12 protein-coding genes are annotated in these 17,690 nt (G+C 74.5%); 8 read left to right on the forward strand and 4 right to left on the reverse strand.

What is annotated here, in order from left to right:
* The first annotated feature begins 10 nt into the window (after window positions 1-10).
* From ACIO6U_RS04975 to ACIO6U_RS04990, 4 genes are all read left to right on the forward strand, one after another.
* The gene (locus tag ACIO6U_RS04975) at window positions 11-1,660 is read left to right on the forward strand and encodes a PP2C family serine/threonine-protein phosphatase (protein ID WP_401715571.1); all 1,650 of its coding nucleotides are present in this window, start codon (window positions 11-13) and stop codon (window positions 1,658-1,660) included.
* 14 nt (window positions 1,661-1,674) lie between these two features.
* The gene (locus tag ACIO6U_RS04980; protein ID WP_355337155.1) at window positions 1,675-3,021 is read left to right on the forward strand and encodes a VWA domain-containing protein; all 1,347 of its coding nucleotides are present in this window, start codon (window positions 1,675-1,677) and stop codon (window positions 3,019-3,021) included.
* A gap of 106 nt (window positions 3,022-3,127) precedes the next feature.
* A complete protein-coding gene (locus tag ACIO6U_RS04985) occupies window positions 3,128-4,279 on the forward strand; it encodes an FHA domain-containing protein (protein WP_401715572.1) in 1,152 nt (383 codons plus the stop codon).
* A complete protein-coding gene (locus tag ACIO6U_RS04990) occupies window positions 4,249-4,992 on the forward strand; it encodes an N-acyl homoserine lactonase family protein (protein ID WP_401715573.1) in 744 nt (247 codons plus the stop codon). Before ACIO6U_RS04985 ends, ACIO6U_RS04990 begins: the two co-directional genes overlap by 31 nt.
* A 92-nt stretch (window positions 4,993-5,084) precedes the next feature.
* Here ACIO6U_RS04990 and ACIO6U_RS04995 read toward each other — a convergent pair whose 3' ends face one another.
* Entirely contained in the window at window positions 5,085-6,155 is a 1,071-nt protein-coding gene (locus ACIO6U_RS04995) for a methyltransferase domain-containing protein (RefSeq protein WP_401305035.1), read from the reverse strand.
* Window positions 6,156-6,390: 235 nt separating this feature from the next.
* Here ACIO6U_RS04995 and ACIO6U_RS05000 point away from each other — a divergent pair, with 235 nt between their 5' ends.
* The 4 genes from ACIO6U_RS05000 to ACIO6U_RS05015 all read left to right on the forward strand — a co-directional run bounded on the left by ACIO6U_RS05000 (window position 6,391) and on the right by ACIO6U_RS05015 (window position 14,502).
* Window positions 6,391-6,795: a globin gene (locus tag ACIO6U_RS05000; protein WP_355337149.1), complete on the forward strand. Its 405-nt coding sequence runs from the start codon at window positions 6,391-6,393 to the stop codon at window positions 6,793-6,795.
* Window positions 6,796-6,927: 132 nt separating this feature from the next.
* Window positions 6,928-10,476 carry an ABC transporter permease gene (locus ACIO6U_RS05005; RefSeq protein WP_401715575.1) on the forward strand — a complete coding sequence of 1,183 codons (3,549 nt, stop codon included), beginning with the start codon at window positions 6,928-6,930 and terminating at the stop codon, window positions 10,474-10,476.
* 220 nt (window positions 10,477-10,696) lie between these two features.
* Entirely contained in the window at window positions 10,697-13,453 is a 2,757-nt protein-coding gene (locus ACIO6U_RS05010) for an FtsX-like permease family protein (RefSeq protein ID WP_401715577.1), read from the forward strand.
* Entirely contained in the window at window positions 13,450-14,502 is a 1,053-nt protein-coding gene (locus ACIO6U_RS05015; protein ID WP_401715579.1) for an ABC transporter ATP-binding protein, read from the forward strand. The genes ACIO6U_RS05010 and ACIO6U_RS05015 overlap by 4 nt, the downstream gene beginning before the upstream one ends.
* A gap of 152 nt (window positions 14,503-14,654) precedes the next feature.
* On the opposite strand, the gene ACIO6U_RS05020 is transcribed toward ACIO6U_RS05015, so the two are convergent.
* Genes ACIO6U_RS05020 through ettA form a run of 3 tightly spaced genes read right to left on the reverse strand, consistent with a single transcriptional unit; the run spans window position 14,655 to window position 17,435 of the window.
* On the reverse strand, window positions 14,655-15,338 hold the full coding sequence (locus tag ACIO6U_RS05020; RefSeq protein WP_401715581.1) for a hypothetical protein: 684 nt from the start codon (window positions 15,336-15,338) through the stop codon (window positions 14,655-14,657).
* A complete protein-coding gene (locus ACIO6U_RS05025) occupies window positions 15,335-15,754 on the reverse strand; it encodes a thioesterase family protein (RefSeq protein WP_355337139.1) in 420 nt (139 codons plus the stop codon). The genes ACIO6U_RS05020 and ACIO6U_RS05025 overlap by 4 nt, the downstream gene beginning before the upstream one ends.
* Before the next feature lie 16 nt (window positions 15,755-15,770).
* Window positions 15,771-17,435 carry an energy-dependent translational throttle protein EttA gene (gene ettA / locus ACIO6U_RS05030; protein WP_355337137.1) on the reverse strand — a complete coding sequence of 555 codons (1,665 nt, stop codon included), beginning with the start codon at window positions 17,433-17,435 and terminating at the stop codon, window positions 15,771-15,773.
* Window positions 17,436-17,690: the final 255 nt, after the last annotated feature.

Genomic DNA, 17,690 nt, shown 5'->3' on the forward strand with positions numbered 1-17,690 from the left:
GATGCCGCCAATGCCCGAGTCGCCGCCTTCCACGACGACGCTGTGCCCCTCCTGTGCGGAGCCGCTGGACGCGGAGGACCGCTTCTGCGAACACTGCGGCGCGGACCTCAGCCTCAGCGCCTCCGGCGCGGACCCGTCAACGGCGGGGTCCGCCGCCTCGCCTTCCGGCGCGGAAGCGCCCGGCGCCGCGGGCGGTACGGCGGGCGCCGCGCCCTCGGCCGCCGGCCTCGCGGGCACGGACGGCGACCGCCTCGGTTCCACGGCCGCCGCTGCCGGGACCCCCGGTGAAGGGCCCGGCGCCGCTGGCGCTACGGCGGGCGCGAGCGCCGGACACCCGGCTGCCGGAACGGTGAGTGCCCGATCGGCAGGCGCCGCGCCTTCGGCTGCCGGAACGGGGAGTGACCGATCGGCAGGCGGCGCGCCTTCCGCTGCCGGAACGGCGGGCACGGGCGGCGACCCGCACGGCGGCGCGCGCCCGCAGGTCGCAGGCGCCGGCCAGGACGGCCGGCTCGGCGGCGGGCACGGCGGCACCGGGCAACCCGGCGGTGGAGCCGAAGGCGAAGGCCCCGCGACCGACGCGTTCCTGCTCGCTCCCCCGCAGGCCGCGGCGCAGCCGGGCGGCGGCGGCGACACGCTCGCGCTCGGGGTGCCGCTGGCCGGTGCGAAGGTGTCGGATCCGCGCGAGGAGGAACCGGCGGAGGAGAACGGCACGGTGTGCGTGGCGTGCGGCCTCGGCGGGGTCGACGCGGACGGGTACTGCGAGCACTGCGGGCACGCCCAGCCGCGCAAACGGGACCACCAGGAGCAGGAGTTGGAGGGCGTGGCCGCGGTGAGCGACCGCGGGCTGCGGCACCACCGCAACGAGGACGCCTTCGCCCTGTCCACGACCTCGCTGCCGGACGGCACCCCGGCGGTCGCCGCGGTGGTCTGCGACGGCGTGTCCACCGCGTACCGCCCGGACGACGCGTCGGCCGCCGCGTCGGTGGCGGGCAACGAGTCGCTGCTGGCCTCGCTGGAGCGCGGCGCCCCCGCCGAGGAGGCCATGCGCGGCGCGCTGATGGCGGCCTTCGACGCGGTGAGCGCGCTCGCCGAGGAGGAGACCCAGGACGGCGTCCCGCACCACAACGCACCGGCCTGCACCTGCGTCAGCGCCGTCGTCACCGGCCCGGTCTTCACCGTCGGCTGGATCGGCGACAGCCGCGCGTACTGGATCCCCGACGACCGCGACCGCCCGTCGGCCCGGCTCACCGAGGACGACTCGTGGGCGGCCAGGATGGTCTCCGCCGGTCTGATGACCGAGGCGGAGGCGTACGCGGACGACCGGGCGCACGCGATCACCGGCTGGCTCGGCGCGGACGCCGTCGAGGTCGACCCGCATGTGGCGGCCTTCCAGCCGGAGAGCCCCGGCGTCATCGTGGTGTGCACCGACGGGCTGTGGAACTACGCGGAGTCGGCCGCCGAGATGGCCGAGGTCGTACCGCCGGACGCCAGGACCCGCCCGCTGCACAGCGCGCGGACGCTGGTCGGGGTGGCGCTGGACGGCGGCGGCCACGACAACGTAACGGTCGCGGTGCTGCCGTTCCCGGCCGCCGTGTCGCGGGCAGGATTCCCACCCGCCCAGGTCACGGAGGGCCTGGGCGGGGCTGTGAACGGGCTTTAAGGAGCGCAGTACCGATGGCCAAATTCTCGAAGTCGAACGTGCCGCAGTTCTCGGTCGACATCTATCAGAACGAGTTCCTTCCCGAGGGCGGCCGCGAGGTCAACGCCATCGTCACCGTGACGTCGACCGGCGGCGGCACCTCGGGCGGGCAGCCGCTGCCGGGTCCGGCGTCCGCCGCCGGGGGCGCGGCGCCCAGCGCGGGCGTGGTCATCATGGTCGACTGCTCGGGCTCGATGGAGTATCCGCCGACGAAGATGCGCAACGCCCGTGACGCCACGGCCGTCGCGATCGACACCATCCGCGACGGCGTCGCCTTCGCGGTGGTCGGCGGCACCCACCAGGCGCGCGAGGTCTACCCGGCCAACGGCACGCTGGCGGTGGCCGATCCGACCACCCGCGCGCAGGCCAAGCAGGCGCTGCGGAAGCTGACGGCGGGCGGCGGCACCGCGATCGGCACCTGGCTGCGGCTGGCCGACCGGCTGCTGGCCAGCACCGACGTGGCCATACGGCACGGCATCCTGCTCACCGACGGCCGCAACGAGCACGAGAAGCCGGAGGACCTTCAGGCCACCCTCGACGCGTGCACGGGCCGTTTCACCTGTGACGCGCGCGGTGTCGGCACCGACTGGGAGGTCAAGGAGCTGACCGGGATCGCCTCGGCGATGCTCGGCTCGGTCGACATCGTCGCCGATCCGGCCGGACTCGCCGCGGACTTCCAGGCGATGATGGAGAACGCGATGGGCAAGGAGGTCGCGGACGTCAGCCTGCGGCTGTGGACCCCGCAGGGCTCCGAGATCGCGTTCGTGAAGCAGGTCGCGCCGACCGTGGAGGACCTGAGCGCGCGGCGCACCGAGGCCGGTCCGCGCGCGGGGGACTACCCGACCGGGTCGTGGGGCGACGAGTCCCGCGACTACCACGTGTGCGTGCGGGTGCCGGTGGCCGGAGTCGGCCAGGAGATGCTGGCGGCGCGGCTGTCGCTGGTGCTGCCGCAGCCGGACGGCACGGTCGAGGTGCTGTCGCAGGGCCTGGTCCGCGCGGTGTGGACGGACGACATGGCCGCCTCCACCCGGATCAACCCGCAGGTCGCCCACTACACCGGGCAGGCGGAGCTGGCGCAGGTCATCCAGCAGGGTCTGGAGGCCCGCAAGTCCGGTGACATGGACGGCGCGACGGCGAAGCTGGGCCGCGCGGTGCAGCTCGCGAGCGCGTCGGGCAACGAGGACACCGCGAAGCTGCTGTCGAAGGTCGTGGACGTGGTCGACGCGGCGAGCGGTACGGTGCGGCTGAAGGCCAGGGTCGCCGACGCGGACGAGATGACCCTGGAGACCCGGTCGACGAAGACCGTGCGTGTGAAGAAGTGACCCGTGCGGTCGCGACATGTGACGACGTAACGTGTGAGGACGTAACCGTCAGCAGCTCGCACGGATTGTGACCCCGCCCCCGGCGGGCGGAGGGGGAGCCAGCACCATGCCGACTTGTCCGAACGGCCATCAGTCCGGGACCGACGACTGGTGCGAGGTCTGCGGGATGCGGATCGCCGTGCCGTCGTCCTCGTACGGGACCCGGCCGCCGTCCTCGTCGGCGTCCGCGTCCGCGTCGGCGTCCAGTTCGCCGGTGTCGACCTCGCCGGGGGCGTCGTCGCGCGGCTACGAGCCGGACGGGCAGGCGGCGGCGGAGGTGTGCCCGCAGTGCGGGACGCCGCGGGAGGGGATGGCGCTGTTCTGCGAGGAGTGCCGTTTCAACTTCCAGACGCACACCTCCACCACCTTCGTCGCGCCGCCCGCCCCGCCCGTTCCGCCGCCGACGGCGTCCGGTTTCCCGCCGTATCCGGACTACGGCTCGCAGCGGTCCCGCCCCTCGCAGGTGAACCGGCCGGCGGAGCCGCTGCCGTCGCAGTCGGTGACGTCGGGTTCCGGGGACTTCCTGCTGGACCCGCCGTCCTCGCAGGTGAAGGCGGTCGGGACGGGTCCGGCTCCGGTGGCGGAGCCGGAGGTCTCCGCCGAGCAGCCGCCCGCCGCGCGGCCGACGCCCACCGAGGCGTCGGCGGCTCCGCCCGCGTCCGCCACGCGCCGCCCGATCGAGGGCGGCGGCCCCGAGCACGCGCCGTCCTCGCCGGCGCCGCCCCCGTTCCAGAACCCGTATCTGTCCGGTGAGCAGTCCGGGCCCTCGGTCTCCCCCGGGTCCGGCCACGAGCCGCCCGCGGCGTCCGCCGGTACGGCGTGGGTCGCGGTGATCGGCGCGGACCGGGAGTACTTCACCGCGATGATGGCCCGCAGCGGCCCGGACGCGGAGGGCCTGTACTTCCCCGCGTTCTCGCCGGAGATCCAACTGCCCCTGATCGGCAACCAGATCACCATCGGACGGCGCCGCCAGAGCACCGGTGAGGCCCCCGACATCGACCTGTCCCGCCCCCCCGGGGACCCGGGCGTCTCCCACCAGCACGCGGTGCTGGTCCAGCAGCCGGACGGCTCCTGGGCGGTGGTCGACCAGGACTCCACCAACGGCACCACGGTCAACCTGGGCGAGGACGCGATCCGCCCGTACACCCCGATCCCGCTCTTCGAGGGCGACCGGGTCCACGTGGGGGCGTGGACGACGATCACACTCCGCCGGGCGTGACGCGGGTGTCCGGTACGGGAGCGGCCCTGCGCCGCCTCGACCTGGGCCGGTTCGTCCGGCCGGGCTCCGAGACCGCCGACGGGAAGCCGCGGGTGGAGCCCGCGCTCGGCTATCTGGTCGAGCACGACGGCGAACTCCTGCTCTTCGACACCGGGATCGGCACCGCGGACCCCGAGACGGACGCGCACTACCGCCCGTACCGCCGTCCGCTGCCCGACGCGCTCGCCGCGGCGGGGGTGACGACCGCGGACATCGCGCTGGTGGTCAACTGCCATCTGCACTTCGACCACATCGGCGGCAATCCGCTCTTCCCCGGCACTCCGGTGCTGGTGCAGGACGCCGAGCTGGCGGTGGCGCGCGGCGGCGGCCACACGCCCGAGCATCTGGTCGGCTTCCCCGGCGCCCGCTACGAGGAGCTGACCGGTGAGGCGGAGATCCGTCCGGGGCTGTGGATTCTGCCGACGCCGGGTCACACGGTCGGTCACCAGTCGCTGGTGATCCGCAGGCCGGACGGGACGGTGATCCTGGCCGGTCAGACGCACACCTCGGCGTCCGACTTCGCCGCCGCGCAGGGCGCGGTCCTGGCCGCCGCCGACGGTGCGGGAGCGCCGCTGCCCGAGCCCGACCCGTGGGTGGAGCGGTTGCTGGCGTACGACCCGCGGCGGATTCTGTTCGCGCACGACGCGGCGGTCTGGGAGCCGCTGTCCGGCTGAGGGCTTTCCCGGCCGCCGCGGCTCACAGCGGCGGGGGGCTTCTCCGGCCGCCGCGGCTCAGAGCGGCGGGGGGCTTTTCCGGCCGCCGCGGCTCACAGCGGCCAGCGGTACGGGCCCGCCGGGTCGTCCAGCCAGGTCCACTGGCGGGGGCCGTCGACGGTGAGGCCGAAGCGGGACCTGGCCGGGTGGCCGAGGTCGCGGAAGACGGTGTGCGCGGACTCGGCGAGCGCCCACAGGTCGCGGGGGCCGCTGACGCGGGTCGTGCCGTCGGCGGTGACGCGGGCGGTGGAGCCGTCGGCGGCCAGCAGCCGGGCGGTGCCGGTCCCGGGCGACCAGGTGAGGTCCAGCGGGCCCGCGACGAGGGTGAGCAGGAAGCGGAAGAGGTCGTTGCCGATGATCCGCGGCGGTGTGCGGGTGGCCCGTACCGCCTGCGCCGCGTCGTCGGCGGCGGGCGCAGGGGCCGTCGTGGAGGGGCCGCGCAGCGGGACGAAGAAGGCCGGGGTGGCCAGGAAGTGCCCTTCGGCCTCGGTGGCGCTCCGTACGGTGAGCGCGATCAGCCCGGTCCCGAGGGGCGCGAGGATCCGGGCGCCCGGCCGGCACTGGGCGAGCCAGGCCGCCGGGATCGCGGGCAGTTCGCAGGTCGCGATCACCCGGTCGTACGGGGCGCCGGCCGGGTGGCCGAGCGCGCCGTCGCCGGTGACGACGGTGACGGAGCGGGCGGCGGGTGTGCCGTACGCGGCCAGGTGCGCGCGGGCGGCGGCGGTGATCCGCTCGTCCAGGTCGATGGTGGTGACGGCGTCGGGGCCGAGCCGGTGGGCCAGCAGCGCCGCGTTGTAGCCGGTTCCGGCGCCGATCTCCAGGACGCGGTGGCCGTCCGCCACGTCGAGCGCTTCGCACATCAGGGCCATCAGCGAGGGCTGGCTGCTGGAGGAGAGCAGTTCGCCGTCCACCACGTCGGTGGCGATCGGCCGGTCGGCGTAGCTGCCCGCGAGCCAGCGCAGCCGGTGGCGCGGGTCGGGGTCGGCGGCGGTGAGCCGGTCCTGCCCGCCGCCGTGCGCCGAGCGCTGGTAGTCGGGTACGAACAGGTGGCGCGGCACCTCGGCGAAGGCGGCCCGCCAGGCCGGGTCGGTGAGGCCGCCGCCCGCGACGATGCGGCGGACCATGCGGGTGCGCAGCGCGGAGGCCGCGGCCCGGTACCGCCCGGCCGCGCCCGTACCCGTACCCGTACCCGTATCCGCGCCCGTAGCTGTATCCGTATCCGAGGTCGTACCGTCCGCGCCCGTGTCCGTACCCTCCGTGCCCGCTTCCGCGTCTGTGTCGGCCTTGCCTCCATCGTGCGCCCGCGGGCCCGGTCCTACGACTCCGGTACTCGGCCGGTCCTTCTGCGACCATGGGGGTGTGAATGAGATCCCGCGCGGCACGGTGCAGCAGCAGACGTTCTACGAGCTGGTCGGCGGCGAGGAAACCTTCCGCCGTCTGGTGCACGTCTTCTATCAGGGGGTGGCGGGCGATCCCGAACTGCGGGCGATGTACCCCGAGGAGGATCTCGGCCCGGCGGAGGACCGGCTGCGGCTCTTCCTCATGCAGTACTGGGGCGGTCCCCGCACGTACAGCGACGAGCGCGGCCACCCGCGGCTGCGGATGCGGCACGCGCCCTTCGAGGTGAACAAGGCGGCGCACGACGCGTGGCTGCGCCATATGCGGGCGGCGGTCGACGAGTTGGGCCTTGAACCCGCGCACGAACAGCAGTTGTGGGACTACCTGACATACGCCGCCGCGTCGATGGTCAACACCCCCGGCTGAAAACGGCCCTGAGCGGAGGCGAATCGTCCGCTCAACGGTCGGTCACGATCGTATTCCGACAACCTCCGGCACCGTTCACCACGCCCTCCCCCTTTGAGACCATCCGGTCAGCGACAGGACGGGGGCTCGCCGGTGACCGGTTTCGTGCTGCTGCGCGTCCGGGCGCACCGGTTGCTGCTCGCCGCCGCGCTGCTCACGGTGGTCCTCACCACCTCCGTGCTGGCCACCTTCACCGCCTTCACCGGCGCGATCGGCGACGCGGCGCTGCGCCGCACCCTCCAGCACCAGGCCGCGGACCGGTCGACGGTCGAGGTGCAGGCATCGGTCACCGGGCCGACGCGGGACGGGCTGGATTCGGCCGTACGGCGCATCGTGCCCGACGCCTTCGACGGGCTCCCGGCCACGGTCAGGTCGAGCACCAGGTCGGGCCCGTACGGGCTGCCGTTCGCGCTGCGCCCCGCCGGGTCGCCGACGGGCGGGGACCCGGATCTGACGCTGCTGGCCACCTTCGACCGCTCGCGCGTCACGATCACCGAGGGCGCCTGGCCGACGCCCGCGGCCAAGGGCTCCGCCGAGGTACGGGTCGCCATGCCGGTGGTCGCGGCCCAGGCGCTCACCGTGCGCACCGGCAGCGTCCTCACGCTCACCGACCGGCTCGGCGGGCCGCCGCTGCGCATCCGCGTGACCGGCCTCTACCGCCCCGCCGACCCCGCCGCGCCGTACTGGCATCTGGACCCGCTGCGCGGACGCGGCATCCACACGCTGTCGTTCACCACGTACGGGCCGATGCTCGTGGACGGCGGCACCTTCGGCTCGGGGCGGGTGGCGCCCGCCGAGATGTCCTGGCAGGGCACGGCGGACTTCGGCGGCGTGGGCGTGGGCCGGATGGACGCGCTGGAGCGCAGCGCGAAAGCGGCCGTCGCCGACCTCCATGACGCGAAGCCGACCGGCTCCGCGCAGGTGTCGAGCGAGCTGCCGACACTGCTCGACGGGCTGCGCCGCAGCCTGCTGGTGACCCGTTCGACGCTGCTGATCGGCGCGCTCCAGCTCGTCATCCTGGCGGGCTTCGCGCTGCTGCTGGTCGCGCAGCTGCTGGCCGAGGAGCGGGCCGGGGAGACCGCGCTGCTGCGGGCCCGCGGCGGCTCCCGCTCGCGGGTGGCCCGGCTGGCGGCCGGGGAGGCGCTGCTGCTGGCGGTGCCCGCCGCGCTGATCGCGCCGCTGCTCGCCGGTCCCGTCACGCGACTCCTGGCGGGAACCGGCGCGCTGGCCCGTACCGGCGTCACGCTCGGCGGCGGCAGTGGCGGCGCGGCCTGGCTCGTGGCCGTGTGCGCGGCGCTGGCCTGCGCCTTCGCGGTGATCGTGCCCGCGGTGCGCGGCGGCGGCTCCTTCACGGCCGAGCGCGCGGCACGGTCCCGGCGGGGCGCGCTGCCGGGCGCCCTCCAGGCCGGGGCGGACGTCGGGCTGCTGGTGGTCGCCGGGGTCGCGTACTGGCAGTTGCAGCGCCGGGCGTCCGGCGGCGGCGTGCTGAGCGCCGACGGCGCGGGCGGTCTCGGCGTGGACCCGGTCCTGGTGGCCGCGCCCGCGCTGTGCCTGCTGGCGGGCACGGTGCTGGTGCTGCGGCTGCTGCCGCTGGCGGCCGGGCTCGGTGAGCGGCGCGCGGCGCGCGGTCGCGGGCTCGCGCCGGCCCTGGCGGGCTGGCAGTTCGCCCGCCGTCCGCGACGCGGCGCGAGCGCGGTGCTGTTGCTGGTGCTGGCCGTGGCGATGGGGATGTTCGCGATCGGGCAGGGCGCGAGCTGGGACCGTTCGCAGCGCGACCAGGCGGACTTCACCGTCGGCTCCGACATCAGGGTCACCGGGATGACGACCCCGCCGTTCGGGCAGGCCGGGATCTACGCGAAGGTGCCGGGCATCACCGCGGTGGCCCCCGCGGCCCGCGACGAGGTGCTGCTGACCCAGCAGCGGCACGCGACGGTCCTGGCCATCGACACCGAGCAGGCGGGCAGGGCGATGCGGTTCCGCTCCGACCTCACGGCGGGGCGGCCGGTCGCAGAGCTGCTCGCGCCGCTGAGGGCGGGAGGGAAGGGCGGGGCCGCGGGGAGTGGCGGGGATTCGGGCCGGGCCACTGGGAGCGCCGGAGATTCGGGCCGGGCTGCTGGGGATTCGGGCGGGGCCGCCGGGAGCGCCGGGGATTCGGGCGGGGCCGCCGGGAGCGCAGGGGATTCGGGCGGGGTTGCTGGGGATTCGGGCGGGTTCGCCGTCCCCGGTGACGCGCGCCGGGTGGAGTTCACCGCGTCGCTGCGGGCGGTGGACCGGCACGGCCGCCCGATCGCGTCCGCCAACGGCCCCGACCATCTGACCGCCGCGCTGACGGACGCCACGGGTGTGGTGTACGAGTTCGAGCTGGGCGACCTGCCGCCGGACGGCGCCCCGCACCGGCTCACCCTGGACCTGGCGTCCGCGGCGGGCACGGCGGGCGGCGGCCCTGCGGGACCGCTGCGGCTGACCCGGATCGACACCGTCTTCTCGCTGCCGGGCGTGAAAGAGACGCACCGACTGACGATCTCCTCCGCGCGGGTCGTCGGGCCGGACGGCGGCGGCGAGGCGCTGAGCGCGGCGGGTACCGGTACGGCGCGGGGCGCCGCTTCGTGGGACGCGCGGGCGGACTTCGACGACCCGAGCCTGGCGGGCGATCCCGGTGCGGTGCCGCCGTCCGCCGAACCGCCCGTGCTGGGCGGCCCCGCGCTGTTCGGCCTGGAGTACGCCACCGGTTCCACGGAGGTGGTCCCGGACAGCTGGCAGGCGCCGCCGACCGCCACCGTACGCACCAGCGTCGAATCGCTCGTGCCGCCCGAACTCCCGGCCGTCGCCACCGACTCGTACCTCAAGGCGGTCGGCGCGAAGGTCGGCGGCACCGTGCGGCTCCAGCTCAACGGTGTGGACATCGTCGCCCGCGTCACGGCCGCCGTCCGCGCGATCCCCGGCACGGCGGACCGGAGCGCCGCCGCCGCGGACGGTGCGCAGGACACGCAGAGCCGTGAGGACCTGGACGCGGGCGCCCTGCTGCTCGATCTCCGGTCCGTCAACCGGCTGTTGGAGTCGCAGGACGCGCGTTCCATGGAGCCCACCGAGTGGTGGCTGGCCACCGGGCCCGGCACGACCGCGCGGGTAGCCGCCGCGTTGCGCGCCCGTACCGACGTCGACGTGGTGCTCGTACGGAACGAGACCGCGGCGGATCTGCGGGCCGATCCGCTGGGCGCGGGACCGCAGTCGGCGCTGCCCGCAGCGGTGATCGCCGCGGCCGTACTGGCCGCGGTCGGCTTCGCGGTCAGCGCGGTCGGCGCGATCAGGGAGCGCAACGGCGAATTCGCGGTGCTGCGCGCCCTGGGCACCCCGCGCCGCCAGTTGGCCCGGATGATCGCCGCGGAACAGGGGACGCTCGTGCTGATCTCGCTCGTCGTGGGCGTGGTGCTGGGCGCGCTGCTGACCCGGCTGATCACCCCGCTGGTGGTGCTCACTTCGCAGGCCGCCCGGCCCGTCCCCGATCTGCTGGTCGAGATGCCCGCGGGGCCGCTGGCCGAACTGCTGGGCGTCGTCCTGATCGCGCCGCTGGTCGTCGTCCTCGCCACCGCGGTGCGCCGCGGCGATCCGGCGGCGGCGCTGCGGCGGCAGGGGGAGGACTGAGATGCCGGACGACAACTCGCGTGAGGGCGGGGGTATTTCGGAGGGCGCGTCGGGGGGTTCTTCGGAGCGGGCCTCGGGGCGGCGGGCTCCGGACCGGGCTCGGGAACGGTCTTCGGACCGGGCTTCGGAACGGGCCTCGGGGCGGCGGACCTCGGGGCGGCGGGCTTCGGGGCGGGCTTCTGTCGGCACGTCGGTGCCCGGTGCTGACGGTGGCGCGCGCGTGGACACCTCCTGGGTACGGGTCAGGCTGCGGTCCGCGCCCGCCGCCGCGCTCGCGACGGCCGTCCTGGTCCTGGTCACCGCCTTCCTCGCCGCGGCGCTCCCCCGCGCGGTGGACCGCTACGAGGACACCGCGCTGCGGCAGGCCGTCCGGGACGCGGCGCCGCTCGACCGCGGTGTCAGCCTGACCGGCCCCTACAGGCCCGAGTTCACGACGACCGAGCTGCTGGACCCCACCGCCGTCGACCATGTGGAGACGGTCTTCCAGCGGATGGCGAAGCCGCCGCTGCGGCTGCGGAAGGACCGGTCCGTCATCGGGGTGCGCGCCTCGGAGGCGCCGGTGCCCGACCAGGGGCTGCCCCGTACCTCCGAACTCTTCCCGGCCGCCAGCCTGGTGGCGCAGGCGGGACTGGCCGGGCACGGCCGCCTGGTCGCCGGGCGGCTGCCGGCTCCCGCGCCGGACGGGGGCGTTCCGGCGCCGCTGTCGGTCGAGGCCGCCGTCACCGTACGCACCGCCGAGGTCATGCGTCTCACGGTCGGTCAGACCGTGCACCTGCACGGCCGCACCCCGACCGCGCTGACCGTCCGGATCTCGGGCATCGTCGCACCCCGTGACCCCGCCGACGACTTCTGGACCGAGAACAGCGACCTGCTGACCCCGCAGCTGTCCGCGCCGCCGACCCCGCCGGGCAGCGAGCCCAAGACGTACTGGCACTTCTCGCTGCTCGTCGACCGTACGGCCGCGCGCTCGATGCCGCTGCTGGGCACGCTGGTGACCCGGTACTGGCACCACCCGCTGGCCACCGACGGCCTGGCCGCGCACGATGTGCCCGCGCTGCAAAGGCAGTTGGCGTCCTTCAACGCCGGACCCGACTCGGTGGCCCTGCAGCAGGCCACCGACCCCGACATCCGGCTCACCGGCGGCCTCGGCACCGTGCTGGACGACTACTCCGACGACCGGCGGGCGGTGTCGCCGCTGGTGCTGATCGCGGCGGTCGGCGTCGGCACGACGGCGTTCGCGGTGCTGCTGATGGCGGGCGGCCTCGCCGCCGAGCGGCGGCGCGGTGAGATCGCGTTGCTGCGCTCGCGCGGCGCCGCCCTGCGCGGCGTCTTCCGTCGGCTGCTCGGCGAGACGACGGCCGCCGCCGTGCCGGGCGGCGCCCTGGGCGTCGCCCTGGCGCTGCCGGCGCTGCCGGCCTCGCGCTACGGCACGTCGCTGCTGCTGGGCGCGGCGGTCACCGCGGTCGCCGCGCTGGCGCTGCCGGTCCGGGCCGTGGCGGCGGCCCGGCGGCCACACGCGGCGGGCCGCGAGGACGTCACCGCTGCCCGGCCGTCGCGCCGCAGGCTGGTCGCGGAACTGACCGTCACCGTCCTGGTCGTGGGCGCCGTACTGACCCTGCGGCGGCGCGGCGCCGACAGCGGCGGCGACCCGTATCTGGCGGCGGCCCCCGTGCTGGTCGCCGTCGCGGCGGCGCTGGTGCTGCTGCGCGTGTATCCGCTGCCGCTACGGCTGTTGGCGCGCCCCGCGGCCCGGCTGCCCGGCGCGGTCACCCATCTGGGCCTGGCCCGCGCGGGCCGCTCCCCCGCCACCAGCCAACTGCCGCTGCTGGCGCTGCTGGTGGCCCTGACCGTGGCGTCCTTCGGCGGCTCGGTGCTGGCCGGTATCGACCACGGCAGGGACCGGGCGGCGAGCGTCCTGGTCGGCGCGGACGCGCGGGTCGACTCCCGCTTCGGGCTCCCCCGCCAACTGCCCGACGAGGTACGGAAGAAGGTGCCCGGCGTCGGCCGGGTCGTCACCGCCCGCGTCGAGCCGAACAGCCCGACCGCGCCCTTCGGCCTGTCCTACTCGCTGGTGATCGTCGACCCGGCCGCGTACGCGCGGCTGACCCACGACATCGGGCTGCCCGCCTTCCCCGCGCAGGCGTTCGGCCACGATCCGGGGCGGGGGACGCTGCCCGCCGTGCTCAGCCCCGGTCTCGCCTCGCTGCTCGGCGACGGAACGGCCCGGGTGGACGCCGCCGTCGGCGCCGTCACCGTCAGGACCGCGGCCGTCCTGACCAGCACCCCGGCCGCGCCCGGCGCCGAGTTCGTGATCGTCTCCGCGGCGCAACTGGCCGCCAGACACCCGGACCTGGCCGCGTACAGCCAGTACAGCGGTCCTACGGTGCTGCTGGCGATGAACGCGCCGGGCAGTCACATCGACGGCGGGGCGCTGCGCGCGGTCGCCAAGGAGCCCGCGTCCTTCGTGACGGTGCTGACGCGCGGCGAACAGCGGTCCCGGCTGGGCGACTTCCCCTTGCAGCGCGGCGCGCGCTCGATCTATCTGGCGGCGGTCGCGGCGGGCGCCGCCTTCAGCGCGCTGGCCCTGCTGCTGTCGCTGCTCCAGGCCGCGCCGCAACGGGCCACGCTGCTGGCCAGGTTGCGCACCATGGGCATGACGCGGCGGCAGTCGCGGCGGCTGGTCCTGCTGGAGATGCTGCCGCAGGCGCTGCTCGCCGCCGTCGGCGGTGTCCTGGTGGGCCTGGCGGTGGTCCCGCTGCTCGGACCGGGCGTCGATCTGCGGGCGCTCACCTTCGGCGGCGGCGAACAGGGCGTGGAACCGGCCGACTTCGGGCTCGGCCTGCGGGCCGATCCGTGGTCCCTTGCCCTGCCGTCGGCGGGGCTGCTGATACTGGCCTGTGCGGTGCTGCTGATCCAGGTGCGGGTGAGCGGACGGCGGCGGGAGAGCGCGGAGTTGAGAGTGGGGGACCGGGTATGACGGGCGAAGCGGGCGGCGAGGTGCGCGGAGCAGTGCCGGGTCCGGTGACGGGACCTGACCGCGCTCCCGTCAGCAGTCTCGCGGATCTGGAGCGGGCGGTCGCCGAGCGGCGGGAGCGGCCCGCGTACGGCATGGACGCGCTGATCAGTTGCGACCGGCTGGTGCGGATCTTCACCGCGGACGGGGTGGAGGTGCAGGCCCTCCAGGGGCTCGATCTGCTCGTCGGGAAGGGCGAGTTGATGGCCCTGGTCGGCGCGTCGGGCAGCGGGAAGTCCACGCTGCTCAACATCCTGGCCGGGCTCGACGTGCCGACCGCGGGCGCCGCGTCCGTCGGCGGCTACGACCTGCTGGCGATGGACGCCGCGTCGCGGCTGCGGTACCGCAGGGAGGTGGTGGGGTTCGTCTGGCAGCAGACCGGCCGCAATCTGCTGCCGTACCTCACCGCCGCGCAGAACGTGGTCCTGCCGATGCAGCTCGCCGGCCGCACCGGCGGGCTGCGCACGAAGCGGCAGCGCACCGCGCGGGCCACCGAACTGCTCGGCATGCTCGGCGTCGGCTACTGCCACGACCGGCACCCCGGCCGGATGTCCGGCGGCGAGCAGCAGCGCGCCGCCATCGCCGTCGCCCTGGCGAACAGCCCGTCCGTCGTCCTCGCCGACGAACCCACCGGCGAACTCGACTCCGCCACCGCCGAGCAGGTCTTCGCCTCTTTCCGCACCGCCAACGAGGAGTTGGGCACCACGGTCGTCGTCGTCACTCACGACCACGCCGTCGCCAACGCCGTCCGCCGCACCGTCGCCATCCGCGACGGCCGCACCGCCTCCGAGGTCGTCCGCCACACCGAGGTCGACGAACACGGCCAGGAGTCCGTCGTGGCCCGCGAATACGCCACCGTCGACCGCGCCGGCCGCCTCCAACTCCCCCGCGACTACACCGACTCCCTCTCCATCCGCTCCCGCGTCCTCCTCGAACTCGAACCCGACCACATCTCCCTCTGGCCCGACCCCTCCCAACCCCCTCAGCGGACGGAGGAGTCCCAGGACGGCTGACGGTCACCCACGCCCGCACCCGCGACGAGGAGCACCATGGGGCCGAACGCGGCACGGCACCCGCCGAAGGCGGGAAGGAGGGTCCACTGGGGGGCACCCGCAGCGGTGGAAGCACCTGCATGGGTGGGCGGTGGGAAAAAAGGGGGCAGGCCCTAGGCCGGGGTGACGGTCAGACCGGAGGCCGGCGCGGCAGCGCGTACGGCCACGGAACCGAGCGCCGTGCGCAGCCGCAGCCAGGGCCCGGCCGACAGAAGCACGGCGTCCTCGACCCCTCGCAGAAACCCGAGGGCATGGGCGGCGTGCACCGCCCGCAAGGGCAAGCCGGTACCGGGAAGCGGCCGAGCCCACAACTCCTCGGCGAGCGCGTCGAGTCCGGCCCGCGTACGCCCGGCGTCGCCCAACTCCTCCGTACGCGTGCGGAATTCCCCGATCACACGGGCGGCAGCCGCCCGCACGGCGTCACCGTCGACCTCGGTGACCCGCAGCCAGCCGCCGCGCGGCGGCAGCAGCCCGGCCCAGGAGGGCCCGGTGACGGACCCGGGCAGCACCAACTCGCCCCCCTCCGGCGGAGGCACGGCGTCGAGGAGCTGCCCGGCCGACACGGTCGCGTCGACCGTCGCCCCGACCCCGTCCTCGGCCAGCGCCGCGGTGCGGACCGCGAGGACGCCCCCGAAGGGCGGGTGGCCGAAGACCCCGAGGGCGGCCTCCCCTTCGGCGGACCTGAGCCGTACGACCGCAGCCTTGTCCCAGCGGATCAGCCGGCCGAGGAAGGCGGCCAGATCGGCCGCCTCCCCCGCTCGCGCCAGCGTCAGCGTCGACCGCGCGGGAGCGGTCATACGGTGACGGCCCCGTCCAGATACCGCTGGAGGAACAGCTTCTCCTCCGCGGTGATCCGCCGCGGCCGTCCGGCGGCGAGGTTGTACGGGACGACGACCGTGGAGGCCCGCACGTACACCGTCTCGCCGTCCTTGACCTCGTAGTGGACGGTCAGCGACGCCGCGCTGATGTCCGAGACCCACGTCTCGACGGTGACCGGCTCGTGCCGGTGCACCAGCGGACGCAGGTAGTCGATCTCGTGGCGGGCCACGACGGACCCGCCGGTGAACGACACGCTTCCCTCGCCCGGCGCCAGCCGGAACATGAAGTCGATCCGCGCCTCTTCCAGATACCGCAGGAAGACCACGTTGTTGACGTGCCCGAAGGCGTCCATGTCCGCCCAGCGCAGCGGGCAGAGGAAGATGTGCCGTGCCATCACAGATACCGTGCCCTCAGCCGCGGGTCAGCTTCTTGTACGTGGCGCGGTGCGGCCGGGCCGCGTCGGCGCCGAGCCGCTCCACCTTGTTCTTCTCGTACGACTCGAAGTTGCCCTCGAACCAGTACCAGCGGCTCTCGCCCTCGTACGCGAGGATGTGCGTCGCCACCCGGTCGAGGAACCACCGGTCGTGGGAGATCACGACGGCCGCGCCGGGGAACTCCAGCAGGGCGTTCTCCAGCGACGACAGGGTCTCGACGTCGAGGTCGTTGGTGGGCTCGTCGAGGAGCAGCAGATTGCCGCCCTCCTTGAGGGTGAGCGCCAGGTTGAGGCGGTTGCGCTCACCGCCGGAGAGCACGCCCGCGGGCTTCTGCTGGTCAGGGCCCTTGAAGCCGAAGGCCGAGACATAGGCGCGGGACGGCATTTCGACCTGGCCGACGTTGATGTAGTCCAGCTCGTCGGAGACGACGGCCCACAGCGTCTTCTTGGGGTCGATGTTGGCGCGGCTCTGGTCGACGTAGGAGATCTTGACCGTCTCGCCGACCTTGATGGAGCCGGAGTCCGGGGTCTCCAGGCCCTGGATCATCTTGAACAGCGTGGTCTTGCCCGCGCCGTTCGGGCCGATGACGCCGACGATGCCGTTGCGCGGGAGCGTGAACGACAGGTCGTCGATCAGCACCTTGTCGCCGAACGCCTTGGAGAGGTTGTTGACCTCGACCACGATGGAGCCCAGGCGCGGGCCCGGCGGGATCTGGATCTCCTCGAAGTCCAGCTTCCGCACCTTGTCGGCCTCGGCGGCCATTTCCTCGTAACGGGCCAGGCGGGCCTTGGACTTCACCTGACGGCCCTTGGCGTTGGAGCGGACCCACTCCAGCTCTTCCTTGAGGCGCTTGGCGCGCTTGGCGTCCTTCTGCCCCTCGACCTTCAGGCGGGCCGCCTTCTTCTCCAGGTACGTGGAGTAGTTGCCCTCGTAGGGGTGCGCCCGGCCGCGGTCCAGCTCCAGGATCCACTGGGCCACGTTGTCCAGGAAGTACCGGTCGTGGGTGACGGCGACGACGGTGCCGGCGTACTGCGCCAGGTGCTGCTCCAGCCAGTTCACCGACTCGGCGTCCAGGTGGTTGGTGGGCTCGTCGAGGAGCAGCAGGTCGGGCGCTTCGAGCAGCAGCTTGCAGAGCGCGACGCGGCGCTTCTCGCCGCCGGAGAGCGTGGTGACCTGCCAGTCGCCGGGCGGGCAGCCCAGGGCGTCCATGGCCTGTTCGAGCTGCGCGTCCAGGTCCCAGCCGTTGGCGTGGTCGAGCTGCTCCTGGAGCTTGCCCATCTCGTCCAGCAGCGCGTCGGAGTAGTCGGTCGCCATCAGCTCGGCGATCTCGTTGAACCGCGTGAGCTTCGCCATGGTGTCGGCGGCGCCGTCCTGCACGTTCTCCAGCACGGTCTTGGACTCGTCGAGCTGCGGCTCCTGGAGCAGCATCCCCACCGAGAAGCCGGGCGACAGGAACGCGTCACCGTTCGACGGCTGCTCCAGGCCCGCCATGATCTTCAGGACGGTCGACTTACCGGCGCCGTTCGGCCCGACGACGCCGATCTTCGCTCCCGGCAGGAAGCTCAGCGTCACGTCGTCGAGGATCACCTTGTCGCCGTGGGCCTTGCGGGCCTTGCGCATGGTGTAAATGAACTCAGCCAAGAGAAACCGTCCGGCAATCGAGTAGGGCCACAGTGCGGCACCGCCGCGTGAGGGCAGATACACCCCATCTTGCCGTACGTCCACCCATCCGTGCGAACGGGTCCCTCCCCCACCCCCGCCCGGCGCCCGCCTGGCGCTTGGCCTCCCGGTGGGTCAGCACGACGCCGCCCAGCATCAGCCCGCTGACGAAGAAGGTTCTGACCACGTGTACGTCGTGTACGTCTCGCGTGCCTGCTGAGCGCCGGCGGAAGCCGA

This window comes from Streptomyces sp. NPDC087422, from assembly GCF_044744145.1.
Classification (GTDB): domain Bacteria; phylum Actinomycetota; class Actinomycetes; order Streptomycetales; family Streptomycetaceae; genus Actinacidiphila.